The sequence below is a fragment of the Bacillus sp. FAU18 genome, from assembly GCF_056033885.1.
This window is the reverse complement of sequence record NZ_JBVYHZ010000003.1, coordinates 144,988-167,598: the sequence shown is the minus strand read 5'-3', so window position 1 is coordinate 167,598 and position 22,611 is coordinate 144,988. Positions and strand designations below refer to the sequence as shown.

General features: G+C 45.4%; 22 protein-coding genes. 7 read left to right on the top strand and 15 right to left on the bottom strand.

The window, feature by feature from the left end; translation table 11 throughout:
* Window positions 1-71: 71 nt before the first annotated feature.
* The 3 genes from malP to glvA form a co-directional block, all read right to left on the bottom strand.
* Complete coding sequence (gene malP, locus AC0OMU_RS01010) at window positions 72-1,655, bottom strand: PTS maltose transporter subunit IIBC (protein ID WP_015383124.1); 1,584 nt, start codon at window positions 1,653-1,655, stop codon at window positions 72-74.
* Window positions 1,656-1,669: 14 nt separating this feature from the next.
* On the bottom strand, window positions 1,670-2,434 hold the full coding sequence (glvR, locus tag AC0OMU_RS01005) for a MurR/RpiR family transcriptional regulator GlvR (RefSeq protein WP_015482966.1): 765 nt from the start codon (window positions 2,432-2,434) through the stop codon (window positions 1,670-1,672).
* A 64-nt stretch (window positions 2,435-2,498) separates the two neighbouring features.
* Window positions 2,499-3,848, bottom strand: a complete 1,350-nt coding sequence (gene glvA / locus AC0OMU_RS01000) for a maltose-6'-phosphate glucosidase (protein ID WP_014476180.1) — start codon at window positions 3,846-3,848, stop codon at window positions 2,499-2,501.
* Window positions 3,849-4,183: 335 nt separating this feature from the next.
* Between glvA and AC0OMU_RS00995 the strand changes: the two genes are divergently transcribed.
* Genes AC0OMU_RS00995 through AC0OMU_RS00970 form a run of 6 tightly spaced genes read left to right on the top strand, consistent with a single transcriptional unit; the run spans window position 4,184 to window position 8,026 of the window.
* A complete protein-coding gene (locus tag AC0OMU_RS00995; protein WP_003243177.1) occupies window positions 4,184-4,498 on the top strand; it encodes a WXG100 family type VII secretion target in 315 nt (104 codons plus the stop codon).
* 5 nt (window positions 4,499-4,503) lie between these two features.
* Window positions 4,504-5,727 (top strand): hypothetical protein, encoded by a 1,224-nt coding sequence (locus AC0OMU_RS00990; RefSeq protein WP_474240847.1) that lies wholly within the window; start codon window positions 4,504-4,506, stop codon window positions 5,725-5,727.
* Window positions 5,728-5,738: 11 nt separating this feature from the next.
* Window positions 5,739-6,506, top strand: a complete 768-nt coding sequence (locus AC0OMU_RS00985) for a hypothetical protein (protein WP_474240846.1) — start codon at window positions 5,739-5,741, stop codon at window positions 6,504-6,506.
* A gap of 31 nt (window positions 6,507-6,537) precedes the next feature.
* Window positions 6,538-7,095 carry a YfjD family protein gene (locus AC0OMU_RS00980; RefSeq protein ID WP_474240845.1) on the top strand — a complete coding sequence of 186 codons (558 nt, stop codon included), beginning with the start codon at window positions 6,538-6,540 and terminating at the stop codon, window positions 7,093-7,095.
* 9 nt (window positions 7,096-7,104) lie between these two features.
* Window positions 7,105-7,647, top strand: coding sequence for a YfjD family protein (locus AC0OMU_RS00975; protein WP_474240844.1), 543 nt, complete (start codon window positions 7,105-7,107; stop codon window positions 7,645-7,647).
* A 49-nt stretch (window positions 7,648-7,696) separates the two neighbouring features.
* Entirely contained in the window at window positions 7,697-8,026 is a 330-nt protein-coding gene (locus AC0OMU_RS00970; RefSeq protein WP_015383120.1) for a YnfA family protein, read from the top strand.
* 35 nt (window positions 8,027-8,061) lie between these two features.
* Here AC0OMU_RS00970 and AC0OMU_RS00965 read toward each other — a convergent pair whose 3' ends face one another.
* The 12 genes from AC0OMU_RS00965 to AC0OMU_RS00910 all read right to left on the bottom strand — a co-directional run bounded on the left by AC0OMU_RS00965 (window position 8,062) and on the right by AC0OMU_RS00910 (window position 21,474).
* Entirely contained in the window at window positions 8,062-8,241 is a 180-nt protein-coding gene (locus AC0OMU_RS00965) for a small acid-soluble spore protein H (protein WP_015383119.1), read from the bottom strand.
* 53 nt (window positions 8,242-8,294) lie between these two features.
* On the bottom strand, window positions 8,295-10,112 hold the full coding sequence (gene acoR, locus AC0OMU_RS00960; RefSeq protein ID WP_474240843.1) for an acetoin dehydrogenase operon transcriptional activator AcoR: 1,818 nt from the start codon (window positions 10,110-10,112) through the stop codon (window positions 8,295-8,297).
* A 115-nt stretch (window positions 10,113-10,227) separates the two neighbouring features.
* Window positions 10,228-11,604, bottom strand: coding sequence for an acetoin dehydrogenase complex dihydrolipoyl dehydrogenase (gene acoL, locus AC0OMU_RS00955; protein WP_015482962.1), 1,377 nt, complete (start codon window positions 11,602-11,604; stop codon window positions 10,228-10,230).
* A 20-nt stretch (window positions 11,605-11,624) separates the two neighbouring features.
* Window positions 11,625-12,821 (bottom strand): acetoin dehydrogenase complex dihydrolipoyllysine-residue acetyltransferase, encoded by a 1,197-nt coding sequence (gene acoC, locus AC0OMU_RS00950; RefSeq protein WP_474240842.1) that lies wholly within the window; start codon window positions 12,819-12,821, stop codon window positions 11,625-11,627.
* A 13-nt stretch (window positions 12,822-12,834) separates the two neighbouring features.
* Entirely contained in the window at window positions 12,835-13,863 is a 1,029-nt protein-coding gene (gene acoB, locus AC0OMU_RS00945; RefSeq protein ID WP_063335697.1) for an acetoin:2,6-dichlorophenolindophenol oxidoreductase subunit beta, read from the bottom strand.
* Between the two features lie 3 nt (window positions 13,864-13,866).
* Window positions 13,867-14,868, bottom strand: a complete 1,002-nt coding sequence (acoA, locus tag AC0OMU_RS00940; RefSeq protein ID WP_474240841.1) for an acetoin:2,6-dichlorophenolindophenol oxidoreductase subunit alpha — start codon at window positions 14,866-14,868, stop codon at window positions 13,867-13,869.
* A 232-nt stretch (window positions 14,869-15,100) separates the two neighbouring features.
* Window positions 15,101-15,790 (bottom strand): YfjL-like protein, encoded by a 690-nt coding sequence (locus AC0OMU_RS00935; RefSeq protein ID WP_100506791.1) that lies wholly within the window; start codon window positions 15,788-15,790, stop codon window positions 15,101-15,103.
* Between the two features lie 29 nt (window positions 15,791-15,819).
* On the bottom strand, window positions 15,820-16,272 hold the full coding sequence (locus AC0OMU_RS00930) for a DUF6884 domain-containing protein (protein ID WP_003233638.1): 453 nt from the start codon (window positions 16,270-16,272) through the stop codon (window positions 15,820-15,822).
* 211 nt (window positions 16,273-16,483) lie between these two features.
* Window positions 16,484-17,461: a tRNA dihydrouridine synthase gene (locus tag AC0OMU_RS00925; RefSeq protein WP_063335693.1), complete on the bottom strand. Its 978-nt coding sequence runs from the start codon at window positions 17,459-17,461 to the stop codon at window positions 16,484-16,486.
* Window positions 17,462-18,207: 746 nt separating this feature from the next.
* Window positions 18,208-18,492: a YfzA family protein gene (locus tag AC0OMU_RS00920; protein ID WP_047182286.1), complete on the bottom strand. Its 285-nt coding sequence runs from the start codon at window positions 18,490-18,492 to the stop codon at window positions 18,208-18,210.
* A 604-nt stretch (window positions 18,493-19,096) separates the two neighbouring features.
* Window positions 19,097-20,497 carry a 23S rRNA (uracil(1939)-C(5))-methyltransferase RlmD gene (rlmD, locus tag AC0OMU_RS00915; RefSeq protein ID WP_063335692.1) on the bottom strand — a complete coding sequence of 467 codons (1,401 nt, stop codon included), beginning with the start codon at window positions 20,495-20,497 and terminating at the stop codon, window positions 19,097-19,099.
* Window positions 20,498-20,610: 113 nt separating this feature from the next.
* A complete protein-coding gene (locus tag AC0OMU_RS00910; RefSeq protein WP_181218587.1) occupies window positions 20,611-21,474 on the bottom strand; it encodes a DNA-3-methyladenine glycosylase family protein in 864 nt (287 codons plus the stop codon).
* A 117-nt stretch (window positions 21,475-21,591) separates the two neighbouring features.
* On the opposite strand from AC0OMU_RS00910, the gene corA reads away from it, so the two are divergent.
* Window positions 21,592-22,551, top strand: a complete 960-nt coding sequence (gene corA, locus AC0OMU_RS00905; RefSeq protein WP_474240840.1) for a magnesium/cobalt transporter CorA — start codon at window positions 21,592-21,594, stop codon at window positions 22,549-22,551.
* Window positions 22,552-22,611 lie beyond the last annotated feature (60 nt).

Below are 22,611 nucleotides of genomic sequence, written 5' to 3'. Positions count from 1 at the left end.
CTCTTTCTTTACTTTACTATGGCGGTCTTTTTGACGGCAAACAAAAACCCTCCCGAAAAGGAGGGCTGTCTTTATTGATTCAATATTTTTTCCACACGCTCCCGCATCTGCGGTACGCTTAATCCGATAATTACCTGAAACGCCTTCCCGTTCCTGACAACGCCGTGTGCGCCAAGCGCGCGGAATACGCTGTCGGGCTCAACCTTTGTTTCATCCTTGACACTGACTCTGAGGCGGGTGGCGCAGTTTGTGACTTCAGTGATGTTGTCTTTTCCGCCCAGCGCTTCAATATACAGAAAAGCGGTGTCATCAGCCGTTTCAGCAGCGGAGGCCGTTTCCTCCTTGTTTTTTCGTTCTCTATATTCCTTTTTCGAATATAGCTTTGTTTCCTGCTGTTCATCCTTTTCCCGTCCTGGTGTAGCGATATTGAATTTGAGGATTAAAAATCTGAAGACGAAAAAATAAATTGCTGTAAACGAGAGCCCGATCAAAATTTGATACACATATGTCATACCGTGGCTGCCAAAGAGCGGAATCCAGTTCAAGGTTACCGCCTCAATCAGCCCGCCTCCCATATTTCCTACGACGCCGGCCATATACATAACTGTCGACATTGTGGCGGCAAGCACGGCGTGAACCGCAAATAAGAAAGGTGAAATGAATAAGAACGTAAACTCAATCGGCTCTGTAATCCCGGCGACAATCGCTGTCAGTGTGACAGGAATCAGCAGCCCTGCGACGAGTTTTTTCTTTTCCTTTTTGGCTGTCACATAAAAAGCCAGAGCGATACCCGGAATACCGAAGATTTTCGAGTTGCCGTGAAGCGCGAATCCGCCTTGCGGAAAGAGCTCCTTCAGCGGTTTGGCGCTTTGCGAATATTCGCCAAGATGCTGTGCCCAATACGTGACGATCCCACCTTCCGCTACAGCCGGGCCATAAATAAACGGCGTGTAAATAAAGTGATGAAGGCCAGTTGGAATTAAAATCCGTTCCAAAAACGTGTATATCCAAACGCCCACCGCCCCAGAAGCAACCAGGAAGCTTTGAAGCGAGCCGATTCCCGATTGAACCATCGGCCAAATATAAGACACAGCCAAGGCAATCGGAATCATAATAAAGAAGGAAATCATCACGATATATGTTGAGCCTTGAAAGATGCCGAGAAAATCGGGCAGTTTTTTATCAAAATAGCGATTATGCAAAAAGACGACAATCGAAGAAATAAAGATGGCCCCGATAATGTTGGTGTCGAGCGTTTTAATGCCCGCAATCATCGTTAACCCGCTCGTTCCGCCGACCTCTTGGTTCATGTCGACGCCAAATGCTCCTCCCCATACCGTCAATATCGCGCTGACAAAATAGTTGAATGTCAGGTAGACAGTAAGCGCTTCCAAACAAGCGCGTGCCTGAGCTTTCTTCGCCAAAGCAACCGGGATGCCAATGGCGAATAAGAGCGGCATTTGGTTAAAGACAGTCCAGCCGCCCTGCTCAATGATATACCAGCACTGATACCAAAAACCGTCAGGATCGGCGAGCGGGCCCATGAGGGTTTTATTTTTAAAGAGCGTGCTGATACCGACGATAATGCCGGCGAACGCGAATAATAAAACAGGCACAAACATCGCGCTTCCAAAGCGCTGAATTTTTTGCATCATACCAGAACCCCCTGCTACTCATTGTCATTTTTTTCTGCCTCTTTGTAATCAACATATGCGCGGAACAATGCTTCGCCAACGAGAAAAAACGGTGCAAAAGCGACAATTTCCGTTTTATCGCTTAATGTCACAGGTTTACTTGTCGCATAAAGATTATGCGGAGTCAGCTGGGCGAGGACATTGTTTTTTAAATTCGTAATGGAAATAAAGGGAATACCCTTTGCAGAAAGCATTCTTGCCTGAGGAATCAGCTCCGGTGTTTCTCCGGAAAGAGAAATGATGATAAACAGATCGTTTACTTTAAAATCATCGCGCATCAAATTAAATTCATTTGTGTCTTCAATCAAAATAAGATAGCGATGGCGCGGAATAAACATTCTTTGCAGGTCGCGGGCGCATATCTTTTGCGCATTTCCTGAACCGTAGACGAAAATGCGGTCCGCTGCATCAATCAGCTGGCACATGTCCGTCATGTCCTTTGTCCGTAAGAACTTCAAATTTGCTTCAATATCATCAAGCAGCTTTTGAAAACTCATACTCTCGCCTTCTTCCGGCTGATCTTCCCACTTTAAAAAGACGCGAAATTCACTGTAACCGCTGAAACCGAGCTTTTGGGCAAGCCGTAAAATTGAGGAACGCGATACACTGCAAGCTTTGGCCAGCGCGTCGATTCCAAGGTGATAGCATGTGTGCTTATGATTCAATATATATTTTAAAATATGAAAATCGTTGTCATTCAATTTGCTGTAGTGCTGATTGATCAGTTCTTCGAGCTGCATATCAGATCCCCCCATTTTCTTTCTATTATATACAATTACAGATTCGAAAATGGGGGAATTTCAGTTATGATATGCGGGTCGGACTTTGATCAAGCTCAGGCCAGAAGTCTTTGTTGGCCTCCATTAAATCCTCGAGAATGAGTCTTGCCACACGCGCGTTCGGCACTGTTTTTGACAAAATTAGCGCCTGCCACAGCTTTTGGAACGATTTCTCCGCCCACGCTTCAACAGTCAGCTTCTCAACGGATACCTGCTGCTCCATAAGCCCTTTTTGGAATTGCGGAATGGTGCCGACGGTAATCGGTTCAGGCCCATTTGAGCCGACAATGCATGGCACCTCGACCATCGCAGTCGGGTCAAAGTTCGCAATTGCGCCGTTATTTTCAACGATCAACAGCATTCTTTCACCTGTGTTGTAGGCAATCGCCCGGGCAAGATCAACGATATATGATGCGTGGTCATCGATTTTGATTTCGCTGTTTTCCGTGGACTGCTCACGTGTAATCATGTCACATTGGCTGAAAATAAAAGCTTCGCGCCCTTCCATCACTTCATTTGCCCGCGTATGATTCGGATTTGATTTTTTCACCATATCATCCGGGAACAAATAATATTGCAAATACGTATTCGGCAGTGTGTCAGGATCTGCGGCCTGCACGTCACGCGCTTTGGCGAATGTGTCATTCCAGCTCGCCTCCACCGCTTCAGCCTCTGTTTTCGGAATATAGCCGTATTGAGATACATGCTCCTTCAGCTTCGGCATTAAATCGTTGCCCTCTTGATCCTGAATTGATGTCCACCAGCCGAAGTGATTTAATCCGTAATAGCGGACCTTCATTTCTTTTCTTGAGGATAAGCCAAGAATTTGCGCCATCCGGTCTTCGATCCCAACCGGCATATCACAGATATTGAGAATTTTAGAATTCGGTCTAAGGCGTCTCGTAGCTTCAGCCACAATCGCCGCCGGATTGGAATAATTGAGCATCCACGCATCAGGCGAGTATTTTTCCATGTAATCTAATATTTCAAGCACACCGCCGATCGAACGCATACCGTATGCGATCCCGCCCGGCCCGCACGTCTCCTGGCCGACAACTCCATACTTCAACGGAATTTGCTCATCAAGCGCACGCATCGCGTATTTCCCTACTCTGATGTGCGCCATAACAAAATCGACATCTGTAAAAGCTTCTTCCGGGTCAGTCGTCGCTGCAAATTCAATATCCGGCGCTTTTTCTCTGATAAAAACGTCACAGGCACCTGCAATTCGATCCTGTCTCTCCTTATCATTATCATACAGCTTCAGCTTTCTGATCGGAAACTCCTCCAAATGGTCCAAGAGCATGAGTACGATCCCTGGAGTGAAAGTGCTCCCTCCGCCCGCTATTACGATTGAGAATGATTTTTTCTTCATATGACGACCTCCTTGATAACGTTTACAATTCCATTTATACCATGAGATAGCCCGTCCCGTAACACGTTTGGCGCACTTAGGTCATTTGATCAATTTTAGTGTTTTTTCCCATAGAGCGGGAAATTTCTCATTTGCCTTATGTCTGAGAGATTTGTTTTTTTTACCTTTTTTGTAATCTTAAAGTCTCACCAACTGTGAATTTTAAGTGAATATACGCCCTTCCAATTCTTATGAAAAGGTTCTTTTGTACGATTCGGATACATGCCGAATTATTTATAATCATTTATATAAAACATCCAATTGTGCGTGAATTTAGAAAAGGCAGGGGACAAAAGTTGGACTCATATAAAGTCATTGAGCTGGCAAACAAGTACAGTGCGGCCGCAGAAGAGGTCAGAAGCTCCAAAATGCTGCTTGAATCCCGGTTATCTGCATTGGGAGATGCTTGGCAGGGAAAAGCAAGAGATTCATTTGACCAGGATTTCGAGGAAACGAAAGCCGCCTACGATCAATTCGAACAGGAGCTGCTTGAAACAAGCCAAGAGCTGAAGGCTGCCGCTGTCAAAATAGAAGAACGAAAAGCTGAAATTGCCAGAATGGAAGAACTGGAGCGTAAAGCAAGAGAGGAAAGACATAAACTCGGGAGGTGAACGGTGTGTCAGGAAACATTGCAGTTGATCCGGATAAGCTCGAACAGCTTGCAAATGATGTAGTCACTGAATTAACTGATATGGAAAACAAATATAAGGACCTGCATGTGGAGCTGGGGCAGATGATTTTGCAATGCGATCCCCGCTACAGCAGCTGTTTTTCCGGAGTCGGCGATGCGTGGAGCTCAGGAAAAGCGCTAGTCACTAAGCTGAGTGACAATGAGATTTTCATCAGAAAAACGGGCGATAAATTTGTGGAACAAGATGATATTTTGCGAAAGCTCTACAATGCCTACGACAAATACGGTACGATGACAAGCTTAACCGCTCTTATGCTGACACAGGGAAAATATTACGGGTTAGGGCTTACAAAATTTGTGAAACAGCCAAGCGGCTTGCATACAGCCCAGCACTCAAAACTGCTCTTGGATATTTCCAGGGCTGTTGACAGCTCACGTTATCAAAAAGCGGCAAGAGTGCTTTTGAATCCTAAATATTTGTTGAAAAAGACAAACCGTCCATTTTCAGATTTGGTACATAAAAAGTTTACAAAATACTTCCCTCAGGACACGGTGGAATTTTCAAACAGCGTCAGAAGCTACACAAAAGGATTCCTTAATGAAGCCGGCGTACGCTCCACTTTGAAGGATGTGGGAAAAACGGGCTTGAGATTCGCGAAAGGAAATGCCATTACCGCCACACTGATTACCGGTGCGACCGAAACATTCGGAGCAGGCGTGAAAATTGCTGAAAATTATGCAAAATACCAGGACAAACCCGAAGTTCTCAAGCGTGAAAACGCCAAGGCTGTCGGGAATGCTGTGAATAATACGATTTTTGTTGCCGGCGGTGCCACAGCTGGTGCTGTCATCGGCGGTGCAATTGGAAGCTTTGCAGGACCTGTGGGTACTGTCCTTCTTGGGGCAGCAGGTTCATACATTGGCGGAGTCGTCGGAGAACAAATCGCCAAATATACAGCCGGTTTTGCCGAAAAAGCAGCCTTAAAGCTGAAAGAACCGATCCATGCTGTCGTTGATACAGCCAAAAAAGGGCTGGAATCAGCCGGCAAAGTCGTCAAATCAGTGAATGACGGCATAGATGCGGCGAATAAATCGATACATAAAGGGATAGACAGCGCGAAAAAAGGAATGGAAAAAGCAAAGAAAACAGCGGATTCGCTCATACACGGCGCAACCCATTTCCTTAAAGGGAAATTTTCATTTGGATAGGAGAATAAACAATGAAGCAGTTTACAATTAGCATAGAAGAACTCTTGTTTTGCTTTTACAGCGAAGGGTTTTTTGAACAGGGGATGGCCTTGAAGCAGGCCTATTTTCCGGAAATAGAAGATGAACAGCTCGGCGCTTTGTTCGAAGCAGCTTGCCGCTCACTCTTAGCTAAGGATGCAGCGGAATATCGGAACCATCAATATCGGTTAAAGGACGAGTACTGTCCGTTTATCCATGTATTAAACGACGCTGACTATACAGTGAAGCTTTCTAAATTTAACGGGCAAGGCGCCGAACAGAATGTGTCCTGCCATATATCAAAATTCGGCACCTACTCTCACGAACTCCTTTTTGATGAACAAGTCCATCGCATTACAAAAATGGAATCAAGTGAAGGGTTACTTGCTAAGACAGATGAGTTTTTACATATAATAGATACAGAGGATAAAAGAGAATCGATTGTGACATTGACATCAAATGAATTTGAAAAACTCTTGGAGGGCGCTTCAGACAACCCTTCATATCTAAAAGAGTTCCTTGAAAAACATGACCACCAAGAGGACGTTACCCGATTTGCAAATGATCTGGCTTTGCGGAAAGGGAAAATGGATACACTTATGCGTCTGGCATATGGCAAAGATAACACTCCTGAAGTGGCTGACATGGCATTTGTCCTGCCGGGGGCCCACCATACTTGGCTTGTCACAGGCATCACCCAGAATGAATTTTCTATCCTCCCTGCTCATAAGGATGTTGTAAATCAAATCATTTCAAAATGATAAGAATTGAATTAACAAAAGGAGAAAAGCATTGAAAAACCAAGAAATCATTGAAGTCAAAAGCAAAATGTTCCTGAGAATATGGGCTTTTGTCGGATCTGCCGGTATGGGATTAGCATGTTTGTGGCTCTTTTATATGGGTATTACGTTTCAAACGAAATATTACCTATTAGCCATTCCTGCTGGCTTTCTGTTCACCTTGTTTTGTTTATATTTATTTATCATCTTCTTTCCGGCTTTCACCCCGCGGGGAAATACCATTTTCCGCATCAAGACAGGAAAAAATGGAGAAGTGTTCACTGACAAAGTGTCTGTTACGTTTACTGATATCAAGAAAATTGAGATGAGCCGCCATAAATTTAGTCTAAAAGGAATTTTCCAGGAAGATATATTGATCCAAACCGTTGATCAGAAGACCATTCGCATTCCCACTTGGAACATCATTCCGAATCCGCTGTTTTTCGAAGCGGTTGAACGCTATATCCTTCCCCATTTGAATGAAGAGGCTCAAAACAATTGGATCGGACAGTTTACAGAAATCCAACGCAGTGCGTATTTGAAGGAATTTGAGAATCACCCGAAGCTTTAGGGGCAGCACATGATTGAAGTAAAAAGCATGATGTTTCTAAGGGCTTGGCTGTTCCTCGCTACAGGGGGCGCCTTTATTGTGGGAGTCTGGCTGGTGTCTGAAGCCCTCACGTTTGAATCTAAATATGCCCTGCTTTATTTGGGCGGCGGATTACTGGCGATGATTTATGGATTGATCACATTCTTTATGGCTTTTCCTGCGTTCACAAGCCGTGGAAATGTCATTTTCACCATAAAGACCGGACCTAGTGGCAAAATCTTCTCGAGAAAGCGCAGCGTGCTGTTTTCCGAGGTGAAGCGGCTTTATATGGGACGCCATCAATACAGTTTGAAAGGGATCTTTTTTGAGGATATTATCATCGAGAAAACAGATGGGAAAATCGTTCGCATCCCGACATGGAACATCATCGCGAATCCGCTGTTTTTCGAAGCGGTTGAACGCTATATCCTTCCCCATTTGAATGAAGAGGCTCAAAACAATTGGATCAGCCAATTTACAGAGGTTCAGCGAAAAGCGTATTTGAAGGAATTTGAGAATCATCCGAAGCTTTAAAAGCTCTCCTCCTCTATAATGAAAGATAAATGCAAATTGAGGAGTGCTCATGATGCTGATTACCATTCTTTTATTTCTCGCGGCAGGGCTTGCCGAAATTGGCGGCGGATATCTGGTTTGGCTATGGCTGAGAGAGGCAAAGCCAGCCGGCTACGGAATCGCCGGGGCGCTGATCCTCATTGTATACGGCATTCTTCCTACGTTTCAGTCCTTCCCATCCTTCGGCCGTGTATACGCCGCTTATGGCGGAGTATTCATCGTGCTTGCGATCCTGTGGGGATGGCTTGTTGACCGGAAAACACCTGATCTGTATGACTGGATCGGCGCATTCATTTGTCTCATCGGTGTCTGTGTTATTTTATTTGCGCCGCGCGGATAACAAAATGGCCTGCTTATGAAGCGGGCCATTTTTGTTTAATCCTCTTTTAAGTTAGTCAGCTGCACTTCATGCTCCTCTTGCGGTTCGTCAAGCGGATAAATTCTTGCTGTTCCGTTTTCTTCATTCACGTGCTGAATGTATATAGGAACGCCGTTATATGTTACTTTCTTCATGTCGGGAGATTCTACAATTTCTTTCGCCCTTTGAATATTCATCGTAACACCCTCCTTCAATACATAACGTTTCCATTTCCTGAAGGAAGTATGCTTTATGATTCAGCGGACAAGTTGAATTTTTTTAGGCGTTTGTAGAAAGTGCTTCGGGGGATCCCGCTGATTTTTGCGGCTTGAGAGACGTTTCCTTTTGCAGATTCAAGCGCTTTGATCATCATATCCTTTTGGATTTGCTCACGAAAAGTAAGCACGCCGGCAGCAGCTGGCTTTTTTTCTGCAGAGCTGGCCGGCAATCCAGCGGCTTCCAGTAAAGCAGGAAGCGATTCATCCCTCAGCCGGCCGTCCGGAAATCTGATAGAAAGACGTTCAAATACATTAAACAGCTCGCGAATATTTCCCGGCCACTTCCATTGCTTCAGCACATTACAAAAATCAGAAGGAAGTTCGCCTGGCCAATGATTCTTCTGTTTGTAGTACTCAAAGAGATCCGGGATATCCTCGGTGCGATCGCGTAATGGAGGGAGTTCAATTGGATAGACATGAAGACGGTAAAACAAGTCCTCTCTGATTTTTCCGTTTTCGGCAAGCTCTCGTAAATCACAATGTGTGGCGGCAATAACTCTGATATCAACCGGAATTTCTTTCGTCCCGCCGATTGGCGTTATCTTGCGTTCCTGAAGCACCCGTAAAAGTGCAACCTGCATCGAGTGGGAAATTTCTCCGATTTCATCTAAAAATAATGTGCCTTGATTCGCTTTTTGAAAGGCGCCTTTATAGCCATTTCGTTTCGCTCCCGTAAAAGCGCCCTCTGCATATCCGAACAGTTCGCTTTCAATCAAATCAGACGGAATCGCTCCGCAATTGACAGCAACAAACGGACCGTGCCGTCTCTCACTGTTCTCATGAAGCGCGCGAGCCGCGACTTCCTTTCCCGTACCAGTTTCGCCCGACAAACAGACCGTTGCATCTGCCGCAGCTGCACGTTCAAGGTTCATCAGCATCGCTTGCGATCGGCCGCTTTTCCCGATCACTCCATTGAATCGAAACACCTTCTTTTTCTTTTGTTCCGAAAGATAAAAACAAGTGCCGCCATCTCCTATGGTGACAGCTTTTTCGATTGAGTAGCCCCGTTCCTTCAACTCATACAGGTGCCGGCCCTGCCAATCCGGCATTGAGGTTTGAATCGGTATGCTCGCACTGATGATCTGCTGCTTGGTATTGCATAGCACCATCGGCACACTGGATGCAGCCCTCTCTCCAAAACGGCTGATCAGCTCGAGCTCTTTCTCACGGCTTTTAGCTGCGAGTTCCCGTTCAGCTGCATAGGCGATCGCAGTGGCAATACCGAGCATATGAGGATGAGCGCCTGCCGCCGGACACGATATGTCAATCACACCCGCAAGGCTGCCATCCTTATGGTGAATCGGAGCGGCTGAACAGTTCCAAAGATGGGAAGCAATGGAGTAATGCTCTGATCCTTGTATCGCAACCGGCTCGCTGATGTGGAGTGCCGTGCCAATCGCATTTGTTCCGACAGCCGTTTCCGTCCAGCATGCCCCTTCGACAAAGTTGATGCGTTTGGCTTCATAGAGCGCGCGGGGATGGCCGTCCAATGCCAGAACAACACCGTCTGAATCAATTAACAGCGCCATCATTTCCATTTCTTTTATGGCAGGCAGCAGTTTTTCGAGGTAAGGCTTTGCGGTCGTCAAGAAGAATGAATGCTTTTTTGACTGATGATCCAGCTCCGTTTGCTGTAAAACCTTCGGGCCTTTTTCTAAATAAGGATTGACCTCAGCTTTTTTGCAGCGATGCCATGACTCGGCAATCCGTTTTCTTAATCGGGCTTCGTCAAGCACACCGTCTTTCACAAAACGTTTCCAGGTTTGCAAATCGTTTGGGACCGAATTCATTTCCTTGATCGCTCCTCCCTTACACGCCGTTTTCATCTATTGTAGGGGAAAAATAAAGCGCTTTCAACAATAAAAAAACAGGCGCCTTATATCCATGCGCCTGCTTTTTCCTTTATTATGCATGTACCGCAAGGCCGATCGTGCTTAACAGCGCCTCATGCAATGTTTCCGATAAAGTCGGATGGGCGGCGATAAAATGCTCCGCCATATCTGCCGTCATCTCACCATTCATGATCGCTGCCGCTTGGCCGATGAGCTCGGTTACATCCGGGCCAATCATCGAGACACCCACGATTTCGCCGAATTCCGGTTCAGCCATGATTTTGACCTTTCCTTCCGCTTGCTGTTTAATGAGCGCCTTGCCGTTTGCGGAAAAAGAAAATTCGCCGATCTTCACATCCCCGTATATGCTTCTTGCCTGTCGTTCTGTCATTCCGATACACGCGATTTCCGGGGACGTATAGATGCAGCGCGGCACATGTTTCTCATTGATTTTGACATCCCTTCCGGAAGCATGAGAAGCAGCGATGATGCCCTCATGGAAAGCGGCATGCGCCAGCTGAATGCCCCCTATAGCATCTCCGCACGCGTAAATATGAGGCACGTTCGTCTGCATGTGCCCATTCACTGGAATGCCCTTTGGAGAAAAATCAACTCCGGCCTGTTCCAGCTGTAATCCGTCAAGACGGGGTTTTCTGCCGATCGCCACCAGCACATAATCGGCCTTCGTTTTAAACTCTCGCTGACCGCTTTTCCATATTGCCGTTTTGGCCGTTTGATCCACCCGCTCTAATCTGGATGAAGTATGCACTTCGACACCGTCTTCCTCAAGTTTCTCCTGAAAGAGACGGGCAATATCTTCATCTTCAGCCGGGATCAGCTGGTCCGCTGTTTCAATGATGATCACCTTCGATCCCAATCTGGCGAACAGCCCTGCATACTCACACCCGATGACACCGCCGCCGACAATGACTAGTGAAGACGGAATCTCGGAAAGAGAAAGCGCGTCTTTGCTGTCGATGATCCATTCGCCGTCAAACGGGGCGAATGGCAGCTCGATTGGCTCTGATCCGGAGGCAATCAATACTTGGTCCGCCTCTCTGATTTCTTTTCCGTTTTCTCCTTCGATCAAAAGCTTTCTTTCAGAAAGAAAGGAGGCTGTTCCCTTTACAACCTGTATTTGATTTTTCTTCATTAGGTACTGAACGCCTTGGACAAGCTGACTGACAACCTGTTGTTTTCGGCTTTGCATTTTACTCCAATCGACTGATATCGCACCTGCCGGAAGTTCGATTCCAAAGCTGTCGGCATGCTTGATTTTATCAAGAACGTTTGCGCTTTCTAACAAAGACTTTGTCGGGATGCAGCCTTCATTCAAGCAGGTCCCCCCAAGCTTGCCTTTGTCAATGAGCAGCACGTTTCTGCCCTGCTGTGCCGCGGAAACCGCAGCCGCATAGCCTGCAGGTCCGCCGCCGATAATGGCTAATGTCATGTCGTTTTCACCTGCTTTTCCTATAAAATTAATGCTGCGGGTTCTTCCAAATATGTTTTAATCGCCTTCAGGAATGCAGCGGCTGGGGCGCCGTCACACGCTCTGTGATCAAATGTCAGGCTGAGCGGCAGGATCGTGCTTCTGACGATCTCCTCCCCTTGATACACCGGCGTGTCATAGCTTGCTCCGATGCCGAGAATGCCTGTTTCCGGCGGATTTAGTATCGGTGTGAAATGCTCAACTCCAAACGAGCCAAGGTTTGTAATGGAGAAGGTAGAGCCTTGCAGTTCTTCGCTTCCCGCACGTCCCTCGCGTGCTTTTTTGGCATTTTCTGAGATGGATTGAGCCAGTTCTATCAGCGGTAGCTTTTCAGCATGGCGGATTACAGGCACCACTAAGCCATTTTCCAAGGCTACAGCCATACCAAGGTGTACATGGGGATGTGTGATGATGCACTCATTTTGATAAAAGCTGTTCAGCACAGGGTGAGCTTGCAGAGCGAGAACGGCGGCTCTTGAGACAAAATGAGTGATCGTCAGTTTTGTGCCGTATCTCTCTTCAGCAGTTGGTGAAAGTTGTTTTTGAAGAGTGGCAAGCTTGGTGATATCAGCTTTCATCGTGATCGTCAGCTGCGCGCTGTTTGCCAGGCTTTCCTGCATTCGGGCAGCGATGACCTTTCTCATGCCTGTCACCGGGATTTCCTGCGCTATCTGTTCCGAAACAGGCTTTGCCTGATCTTTTTTCTGTTCAGCCAGCGCCTTTGTCACATCATCCTTCACGATTCTTCCGCCTGGTCCAGTACCTTTCAGTTGTTTTAGGTCTAATCCTGCTTTTTCTGCTATTTTCCTGGCGACTGGAGATATTTTCATTCGATCTTTTTTGGAGGCTGCGGGTTTGTTTTCTTGTTTGACGGGCTGAACGGCTTGCGGCATATTGTCTTCAGCAACAGGCGCCCCCGCCTCTTCCTGCACCGACTCATTGGCGTCCCCGATATAGCAGATAGCTGTGCCAGGCGGAACCTCTTCCCCCTCTTTCACTTTGATGTCGATCAGCGTTCCTTTTTCAGGCGCTTCGATCTCCATTTCAATTTTCTCCGATTGAATGCTGGCAATGCTTTCTCCCTTTTCAACCGGGTCGCCTACTTTTTTATTCCATATCGATACTTCCCCTTGTTTCATGGCCATTCCCAATTTTGGCATCACTACTTTTACCGCCATTTGTGTCCCCCCTTTAATTCATTGCCGGCTCGCCAAGCAATTCAAGCGTGACGCTGACAATTTTATCTGGTGTCGGCAAATATTGATCTTCAAGCACTGGTGAAAACGGAACCGGTGTATGCGGCGCTGTAATCCGTTTAATCGGCGCATCAAGCAAATCAAAGCCCTTGTCAGCAACAAGCGCAGCAATATCTGTGGCAATGCTGCATCGCGGATTGGCTTCATCAATGATGATCAGCCGGTTTGTTTTTTCTAACGATGTGAAAATCGCATCCTCATCCAGAGGAGACAGACTGCGGGGATCAAGGACCTCGGCTTCGATGCCCCTCTCTGAAAGCTGTGCAGCCGCTTCAAGCGCGGTATTGACCTGCTTGCCGACTGCAAAGAGCGTGACATCATTGCCTTCGCGTTTGATATCCGCTTTTCCGAGGGGAATTGTATAATAATCTTCCGGCACCTCGCCCTTCATGTTGTAGGACGTTTTGTCTTCAAAGAAGAACACCGGATCATTATCTTCTATTGCTGCAAGCAGAAGACCTTTGGCATCATACGGATTGGATGGAACAACCGTCTTCAGTCCAGGAATGCTCGTGAAAAGGCCATACAGCGATTGTGAATGCTGGGCAGCGGCCCGGAACCCTGCTCCGTATGTGGTGCGGACGGTAATCGGCACTTGCGCTTTTCCGCCAAACATATAACGGAATTTCGCCCCTTGGTTGATCACCTGGTCAAAGCACGTGCCGATAAAATCGTTAAACATCAGCTCGGCAATCGGTCTCAAACCGGTTGATGCCGCAGCCATAGCCGCACCCATATAGCCCGCCTCAGAAATCGGAGTGTCCAGCACTCTTGTGCGCCCGAATTCCTGTACCAGCCCCTTTGTAACCCCTAATACACCGCCCCATGCTTCATCATCCTGCAAATGATCGACCGCCGCTCCCCCGGCGACATCCTCACCGATCAAAAGCACATTTTCGTCTCTTCTCATCGCAAGCTTCATTGCTTCATTGATCGCGTCTGACATGCTTATGACTCTCGCCATCTCTTACATTCCTCCTTTTTCATATGACACGTACACATCTGTCAGCAGCTCCGAATCTTTTGGATATGGGCTGTCTTCGCTGAACGAGACGGCTTTTTCAATCGATTCGCTGACACGCTGTTCAATGTCTGACAGCTTATTAGCATCTGTTTCTTTTAAAAGGTAGTTTTTAAAACCTTGAATGGCATCTTTTTCTTCAAGATGCTCAACTCTTTCATCCTTCGTTTTATAGGTTTGGGCATCTCCTTCGAAATGGCCGTAGTTTCTGTAGGTCATACATTCAATCAAAGACGGGCCGCCGCCGTTTCTTGCTCTTTCTATCGCTTCCTCGGCTGCCTGGTAAACTGCTAAAATATCTTTGCCGTCAACTGTCACCCCCGGCATGTTATAAGCAGCCGCCCGATCGGCGATTGAATCACAGGCTGATGCGTACTCAAATGGGGTAGCTTCGCCATAGCCGTTGTTTTCAGCAACAAATACGACAGGAAGGTTCCATACAGCCGCTAAATTCAGCCCTTCGTGGAAGGTGCCTTGGTTATTTGCCCCGTCCCCGAAAAAGCAAACGCTTACATTTTTAGTCTGTTTATATTTAGCCGTGAGCGCTGATCCGCATGCGAGCGTAAAGCCGCCCCCGACGATTCCATTTGCGCCTAACATGCCTTTATCAAGATCCGCAATGTGCATAGAACCGCCCTTGCCTTTGCACAATCCGGTCGCTTTCCCGAAAATTTCCGCCATCATGCCGTCCAGATCACAGCCTTTGGCGATACAATGTCCATGTCCCCTGTGGGTGCTTGTAATGATGTCGCCATCATGTAAATGAGCGCACACCCCTACAGCCACGGCTTCCTCACCGGCATATAAATGAACGAAGCCGGGAAGCACTCCCTGGGCGAACAGTTCATGCACTTTGTCTTCAAAGCCCCTGATCTCCAGCATCTTTTGGTACATCCACAGCGCTTTTTCCTCAGTTAATGACAAGCCCTCTCGTTTTAACAATTCCATTTTTTTGTGCGCCTCCTTCTATTTAGGGTTCACCATTATAAATGCAAGAAGTGTGCCAGTCTTTTGAGCCCGTAAAATCAGTCTTCTCGTCTTCACTTTGGAGACAGTTTGAGACGTGTGTCTCGTTTTGTCTCAAACTGATTCATTTGTCTCGTTTTACAGCATGCAAAAAAGACCGGATATCACCCGGCCTTTGACAATGATCGACGTATTTATTTCCTTGGAAATCTTTTTAACTTCCTAGTTTCTCTGCATCGTTTGACTGAATAGCTGCTTTTGAAAGAAAATCAATTGAATATTTGACATATGCGATACCGCCGTCCCCGTCCTTCTGCATACAGTCTATCGTGCCGTTTGAGTATGTATATCCCTTTTCATTAAGCGTTTTTCTGACCTTTTCCGCCATCTTTGCGGCATCTGTTTTTGATAACCCGCTGGCGTCTAACTGAATCGTCATGCTCATAGGCGCTTTTTCAGCCAGCTGTTTGTTCCATTTTGTATCTAACGTGAACTGTCCGTTTTCAATACTCAAAGCAGCATCAGCTTTTATAAGTCGAGGAACCGCTTTTTTCAGATCTGCTTCGATTGCCTTCGTTGCTTCTTCATTTACATGTTTTGATACTGATTCGGTATACGCTTCTTCAATTCCATCGCACGTTACTTTAGGATGCAGAAATCCCTTCGTACACATTGGGTAGCGATGAGATTGGGAGGTTGCTTCGAATACATATTCAGAGGTTTTAGCGTTATATACCCCATTCGTGATCTTGATTTCTTTCTTAGGATAGGTTTGTTTCACATAAGAGACTAGCTTCTGTTCTGCAGCATTTTTCGAAAATGGATCACCGAACCATACATGATAGATATATAGTCCGCATCCGAATAATGCAATGGCAAGCAAGCCAAACACAAGTTTTTTCATGTTCCCACTCTTTTCTTCATATGTACGTGCTACAGTTCATGCTTTTCTTCAACAGCCCGGTTCAGCGCTTGGAGCATATAGCCTATGCCTTTGTATGATGATAGCGGCCAGCTGATATGCTGGTGCTCTCCGATGACGGCATTTAGAACGCTTCGATATTTTTTCCCGCCAAGCATGACAAGCTCTTCGATGTCTGAAAAGCCTTTTTCGTGAAATTGACGGCGCAGCTCGTCCGCTGTCATGATTTCCGGATGACCGGTGCCAAAAGTGACATCGTAATTTCCCGAAACGAGATCATCAGGGCGAAGAAAGCCATGCTTCGCCGACAAAATCACCCACTCATCGAAAAATGTTTTCGCATACCGCTCGCACGCCTGATGAAACGGGCTGAGATAAGCGTCCTCTGCTCTTACCGGCCCGGCATCAGGCTGGACGTCCCAGATTTTTTTCTTGCCGCAAGGGATGATGCATAGCCGTTTCATTTTTCTCTCCCCCTTTATAAGATATCTCCACTAAATATACCATTATTTTCTGACAATAAATTAGAGAAAAGACAGGCTGAGTAAAAGCTGCGTACAAAAAAGACCCGGAAATCGGAATTGTTTATTTTACCGAAAATCCAGGTTTATTTTAGTCAAGAATGGTGTAAAAATCCCTTTATTTTGTTAGCCTTTTTTGAATCAAGCACTGCTGTTACTCTATCCCATCAAGATACTTTCTTTCAAAGTCGTCGAGCAATGCACGCACTTCATCTGTTGACTTTGTGTTCATGCATTGATTTCTTAATTCACTTGCCCCTCGGAACCCGCGGAGATAAATTTTGAAAAAGCGAGGAAGAGGCTTGTACGGACGGGCTTCTAATGCTGAATATTTATCATGAAGATCCAGATGCAGCCTTAAGAGATCAAGCAATTCCTTGCTGCTATGCTCTTTCGGCTCCTTTTCAAAGGCAAATGGATTTGTAAAAATACCACGCCCAATCATAATTCCATCAACACCGTATTGTTCAGCAAGTTTTAAGCCAGTTTGGCGGTCAGGGATATCACCATTGATCGTCAAAAGTGTATCTGGTGCCACCTCATCACGAAGTTTCTTAATCTCTGGGATGAGCTCCCAATGCGCATCTACTTTGCTCATTTCTGCTCTTGTACGCAGATGAATAGAAAGATTGGCAATATCCTGTTTCAAAATGTGTGTCAGCCACTCGCGCCATTCGTCTACATCCGTGAAACCAAGTCTAGTTTTTACGCTTACGGGCAATCCCCCTGCTTTTGCAGCTTGTATTAATTCTGCTGCAACTTCCGGCCGGCGGATAAGACCGCTTCCCTTACCGTTCTGTGTCACATTAGGCACAGGACAGCCCATATTGATATCTAGCCCTTTAAATCCTAACTCTGCCATGCCAATACTCATTTTACGAAAGTTTTCAGGCTTATCTCCCCATATATGGGCCACAATTGGCTGTTCATCCTCTGTAAAAGTCAAACGGCCGCGCACGCTATCTTTCCCATCCGGGTGGCAATAGCTCTCTGAGTTTGTGAACTCTGTAAAAAATACATCCGGTCTGCCTGCTTCACTTACTACATGCCGGAAAACAACATCTGTCACATCTTCCATTGGTGCCAGTACAAAAAATGGCCGTGGTAGTTCACGCCAGAAATTTTCTTTCATAACAAAAATCAAATCCTTTCATTAGGGGGTACGGCTATACCTGTAACTCAATATTAAAAAACTGACAATGCTTTCTTTTTACACTTATCGCATGCGAAAGCATTTCTTATCAATCTATAGTAAATTTTGAACATTTCACGTGGGATGATTATCTACACCATATATTGTGGTTAACACTGGCGCTGACCTTCGTCTTTCTTAGTGGCCTTACTTTTGAACTTTTTGGATAAAAAGAATTCCAACCTAAATAGAATATCATATGAGTTCTCCATATTACCAACGCAAAATAATTGCCCTGTTATTGAAGATAAGATATTTAACACTACACCATATCCGTAACTCTATATCATATTTGCGGAAAAACTAATTTCAAGAGATAAACTTTGATTAAGCAAATTGAGTTGGGGGTGGTATAACTGAGTACTCGAGAGAATGAAAAAACCTACTTAAGCTGCTACCACTTGTGAATCACATGGAGTAAAGAGGATGAGAAGAGAAAATAAACCCTTATTTAAAAGAATTCAAGAACTTCAATCTGAATCATTTGGGATTTGCTCATGATTTAGAAAATAACCAACGCAGCAAGTGGCAACCTACTATATATTTGTATAGGGTTATAATTCGGTAATCCTGATCCAGAACCAATAAAATAGACTGCTGACTAAGTGTCGCAGTCTTCACTCATAAGATAATTAAGAAAGCGTTCATTTTCTTTCATCATTAATAAGTCATCAGAAGTTATTGCTTTAATTTCGAATATCCTTTGTTATACCTGTAATTATTTGTATAATAGTGAAAACTCCCAAGAAAACAGTAATAATATTAAACCATGGATTATCATAGAATGAAAGATATGTTTGATAGAAATCCAGTTCAACTATGTTTGCTGGGAACCCATTCATTTCTCTATAATTAGGACCCCATCCCGTTAATTCTACAAAATTAAAATAAAGCTGAGATACTAAAAATGCCAAAAATGTTTGAAACCAACTTCTTTTATATAACGGTCGTTTTTTATATACTTTATCCATTTAGTTATCCATTTCCTTCTCTGCAATACTTTTTAGCCAAGTGTCAATCTAAAATTTATATTATGAAGCATGATTGTCGCAAGGATATAACCATTGTAGGTATTACTGTAATAGTTGTTATCGTCTCGGCACTATTATTTATTTGTTGTAGTGCTCATACGTTATTCATTTTAAAATGGGGTTGGCCATCATTTTCACCTCTTTCGTTTATTACAATGTTTCAACTTTTTAAATCGAATGACTCTTGAAATGATATACGCCATACCTTTCCTTATATTCCTATAATCAATATTTCACACGTCATAACTGCAAGTCAATATATAATTTTACAAATTATGAAAAAATATCTATGATTTTACATCATTCTACTCATGTATTTTAATCATACTGGAAGGAAATTTTTCCGGTTAAATAACGCTGTTTTTCACCCGCTTTTCAACACGTTTTTTCAACTCTTTTCGCTAGTTAAAATAAAGATCTCCGCGAATAGAAGGAAGATAAAATTGGGAAAAGACAGTCAGGACAAGGGCTGCACATGAAAAAGACCCGGAAATCGGAATTGTTTATTTTACCGAAATCCAGGTCTGATTAGGTATTTCTTATTTTAGTTAGACGATTTCAATACAAGTCTCGCCACTGCTTCAACATGCGCCGTCTGCGGAAACATATCGACAGGCTGAATATAGTCCACGCGATAGTCCTTCGACAGCGTCTGCAAATCCTTCGCAAGCGTGGATGGATTGCAGGAAACGTAGACGAAGCGTTTCGGTTTGACTTTTTTGATCGTGTCCAGGAACGTGCTGTCACAGCCCGTTCTTGGCGGGTCTACGATGACGACGTCCGGGCGGAAGCCTTCTTTCGTCCATTTCGGGAGCCAGTGCTCGGCTGTTCCTGTTACGTATGTGGCATTTGCCATGCCGTGTTTTTTGGCGTTTTTCTTGGCATCGTCAATTGATTCCTTGATGACGTCCATGCCGCGGACTTCCTTCGCTCCGTCCGCCACCCACATGCCGATAGTGCCGACGCCGCAATACGCATCAACGACTTTTTCTTTTCCGGTCAGCTGCGCCGCTTTTTTCACTTCATCATACAGCTTGACGGTCTGTTCCGGATTAAGCTGGAAGAAAGCGCGGGCGCTCAATTCAAAAGATACGTCGCCGAGCACTTCTTGAATTACTGTTTTTCCGGCGAGCTGTTTTGTTTTCTCACCAAAAATCACTGAGGTTTTCGCCCCGTTTACATTCTGAATAATGGATGTGACCTCTGGCAATCGCTTTTGAATCGCTTTGACGATTTCTTCCTTGTGCGGAAGCGTTTCTTTTGCGGTTACAAGCACGACCTGCACTTCACCTGTTTCAAAGCCGACTCTCGTCACGATCGTGCGAACGTCGCCTTTTCGTTTTCTTTCATTATAAACAGACACATTGAAGTCCTCTAAAATGCGGCGGACGATGCCTGTTGTTTTGTTCGTTGCCGGATGCTGAACGATACAGTCTTTAATCGGAACGATGTCATGAGAATCAAGGCCGTATAAGCCGGCGATGATGCTGCCGCTTTGCGAGCGCCCGATCTGGAATTGGCTTTTATTGCGGTAATTCCACGGATTGTCCATGCCAATCGTTTCTTTGATTTCCATGTTTTCAACTTTAAACTTCGTATGGCGTTCAAGAGACTGAATGACGATATCGCGTTTTTCCCGAAGCTGCTGGCTGTATGCAAGGTGCTGAAGCTGACAGCCGCCGCATTGTTCATAAACAGGGCAAGGCGGTGCCACCCGGTGCTCAGACGCCTTGCGAATTTTCTTAATGCGGCCCTCCGAAAACTTCGGCTGGACCTTTGTGGCCTGCACAACAACTTCTTCGCCAGGAAGCGCGCCGGGCACGAAGACGACTTTTTTCTTAAAATAGCCGACACCTTCTCCGTTAATGCCGAGACGCTTAATCGTCAGCGGAAAGGTTTGTCCGACCTTCAGTTCGACGGGCGCCTGTTTCTTTTGTTGGTTCACGTTGTTCTCTCCGTTTCTATATGAAGCTTTCTGCAGAAGGCAGAAAGTGAAATGTTTTTTTCACATCTTTCTAGTATAACACGTTTGCAGAATTTCCTTCATTGTCAGATGAATTATTCTATACTCCTCCACAAATACAAAGACGCATAGCTTAAATAAGGCTCCCACTCCTTGCTCATCGCCAGCATGACATCCTTTGCCGGCTTATCGTCCAGCTGAAAGTGGCGTTTGATGGCATTCTGGAGGCCGATATCGGCAAGCGGGAATAAATTGGGACGGCCAAGTCCGAACATGAGGACGTTTTGCACGGTCCACGGGCCGATACCCCTGATTTTGATCAGTTTCTTCATAATGTCTTCATCCGCCATATGCGGCAGCTCTGACAAGCTGAGTGTGCCTTCTGCGATCATCCTTGATGTATCAATGGTGTATTCCGCTTTTCTCATGCTGAATTGCAGATCACGCAGATTCTGATAATCGAGTTCCGCAATCGTTTCCGGCTTTGGATAGCACCACACGCCATCCTTCTGCTCGCCAAACGCATGAACAAACCGTTCTGTTAGCGTGTAAGCGAAGGAAAGATTGAGCTGCTGGTGGATAATGCATTTCATCATGCAGTTGTACACGCTGTAGTCCAGAACAAGCGGAGTCCCTGCATGCTCTTCAAAAATAGCGGACAGGCTCGTTTTTGAAAAGTGATCCAGAACGTGCTGCAAATGATTTTCCCATTGAAAAATCCGCTTGATTTCCTTCATCATTTCTCCCTGATCCGTTTCCCCGCTGACGAGGAACTCAGGATCGCCTGCATGTCCTAACGCTTGTACCTTTACAATACATACGTCCCCCGCTTGATTTCTGATTGGCACACGGACTTCCCTCGCCTCTCGATCAACAGCATTGAGGGGGTCTAAAGACAGCCTGTCCAGCACGCGGTCAAAATGATACGGAGGCGTGACAGATACTTTTTCCTTCCACATGAGATCCACCCTTTTTCCGTTTTTGTTCAGTATAACATGCCATTGGAATTAGGCAGAGAGTACCGTATACTTTTCTCATAAAGACCGCATGATATAATGGCAGGTGGAGGGTTGTTTATGATCAACATTACCGCAATCACAACAGAGCATCAGCTGCTGAAAAATATACCGATCGAACGAGTGGAACAGCTTGATATTGCATGGTACTGGGTTGATTTTTACGGCCCGGAGGATACGGAAACGGCGTTATTGAGAGATTTTTTTCATTTTCACCCGCTTGCCATTGAGGATTGCTTCCAGCATATGCAGCGGCCCAAGCTTGACCATTATGACGGCTATCGTTTTTACGTGATTCATGCGCTGAATAAGGAAACACTTGAGATGGAGGAAGTCGATATCTTTCAAGGTGAAAAATTTGTCGTCACCTTTCATTTACACGAAACGCCCGGTATCGCTAAAGTCCGGGAGCGTTTGTATGCTTCACCGGACATATTGACAAAAGGGCCCGGGCATATTTCTTATATGATCATGGATCAGCTTGTTGATGAATATTTTCCTCTCGTGTATAAAATTGAAGACCGGCTGAATGAAATTGAAGAAAGCCGTCCCCACAAAACGTATGGGACGCTGATGAACGAGGTGTTTGATCTCAGAACAGACCTATTGCATTTGAGACGGACAATTATCCCGATGCGTGATTTGCTCTATCGGATTTTAAGCCTTGACCATGTGAAAGAGCAGCGGGAAACGAAAGCCTATTTCAGCGACATATATGATCATTTGTTAAAGTTGTCTGAAATTGTGGAATCCAACCGTGACATGACGTCCGACTTGCGTGACAGCTACGTGACGCTAAACTCAAACCGGATGAATGCGATTATGATGACACTGACGATCGTATCAACCATTTTCATCCCGCTCACCTTTATTGCCGGTGTATACGGTATGAACTTCGACTTTATGCCGGAGCTGCATTGGAAATACGGATATTTCGCTGTACTTGGCCTGATGGCCGCACTTGTGATTGGAATGCTGATTTGGTTTGTACATAAAGGATGGTTCAATATTTTTAAATGAGGACAGCGAGCAGCTGTTCTTTTTTGTTGTAAGCCGATCGCTATGCATATTCTGTTCATA

Bases quoted from the DNA above. Each gene is read 5' to 3' on its own strand.
- acoR (WP_474240843.1), bottom strand. From the start codon at position 10,112: ATGAATTCGGTCCCAAACGATTTGCAAACCTGGAAACGTTTTGTGAAA.
- acoL (WP_015482962.1), bottom strand. From the start codon at position 11,604: ATGACATTAGCCATTATCGGCGGCGGACCTGCAGGCTATGCGGCTGCG.
- acoC (WP_474240842.1), bottom strand. From the start codon at position 12,821: ATGGCGGTAAAAGTAGTGATGCCAAAATTGGGAATGGCCATGAAACAA.
- AC0OMU_RS00910 (WP_181218587.1), bottom strand. From the start codon at position 21,474: ATGTGGAAGGAAAAAGTATCTGTCACGCCTCCGTATCATTTTGACCGC.
- AC0OMU_RS00925 (WP_063335693.1), bottom strand. From the start codon at position 17,461: ATGAAAGAAAATTTCTGGCGTGAACTACCACGGCCATTTTTTGTACTG.
- AC0OMU_RS00965 (WP_015383119.1), bottom strand. From the start codon at position 8,241: ATGAATATTCAAAGGGCGAAAGAAATTGTAGAATCTCCCGACATGAAG.
- AC0OMU_RS00985 (WP_474240846.1), top strand. From the start codon at position 5,739: ATGAAGCAGTTTACAATTAGCATAGAAGAACTCTTGTTTTGCTTTTAC.
- acoA (WP_474240841.1), bottom strand. From the start codon at position 14,868: ATGGAATTGTTAAAACGAGAGGGCTTGTCATTAACTGAGGAAAAAGCG.
- AC0OMU_RS00935 (WP_100506791.1), bottom strand. From the start codon at position 15,790: ATGAAAAAACTTGTGTTTGGCTTGCTTGCCATTGCATTATTCGGATGC.
- AC0OMU_RS00975 (WP_474240844.1), top strand. From the start codon at position 7,105: ATGATTGAAGTAAAAAGCATGATGTTTCTAAGGGCTTGGCTGTTCCTC.
- corA (WP_474240840.1), top strand. From the start codon at position 21,592: ATGATCAACATTACCGCAATCACAACAGAGCATCAGCTGCTGAAAAAT.
- malP (WP_015383124.1), bottom strand. From the start codon at position 1,655: ATGATGCAAAAAATTCAGCGCTTTGGAAGCGCGATGTTTGTGCCTGTT.
- glvR (WP_015482966.1), bottom strand. From the start codon at position 2,434: ATGCAGCTCGAAGAACTGATCAATCAGCACTACAGCAAATTGAATGAC.
- AC0OMU_RS00930 (WP_003233638.1), bottom strand. From the start codon at position 16,272: ATGAAACGGCTATGCATCATCCCTTGCGGCAAGAAAAAAATCTGGGAC.
- AC0OMU_RS00970 (WP_015383120.1), top strand. From the start codon at position 7,697: ATGATGCTGATTACCATTCTTTTATTTCTCGCGGCAGGGCTTGCCGAA.
- glvA (WP_014476180.1), bottom strand. From the start codon at position 3,848: ATGAAGAAAAAATCATTCTCAATCGTAATAGCGGGCGGAGGGAGCACT.
- AC0OMU_RS00920 (WP_047182286.1), bottom strand. From the start codon at position 18,492: ATGGATAAAGTATATAAAAAACGACCGTTATATAAAAGAAGTTGGTTT.
- acoB (WP_063335697.1), bottom strand. From the start codon at position 13,863: ATGGCGAGAGTCATAAGCATGTCAGACGCGATCAATGAAGCAATGAAG.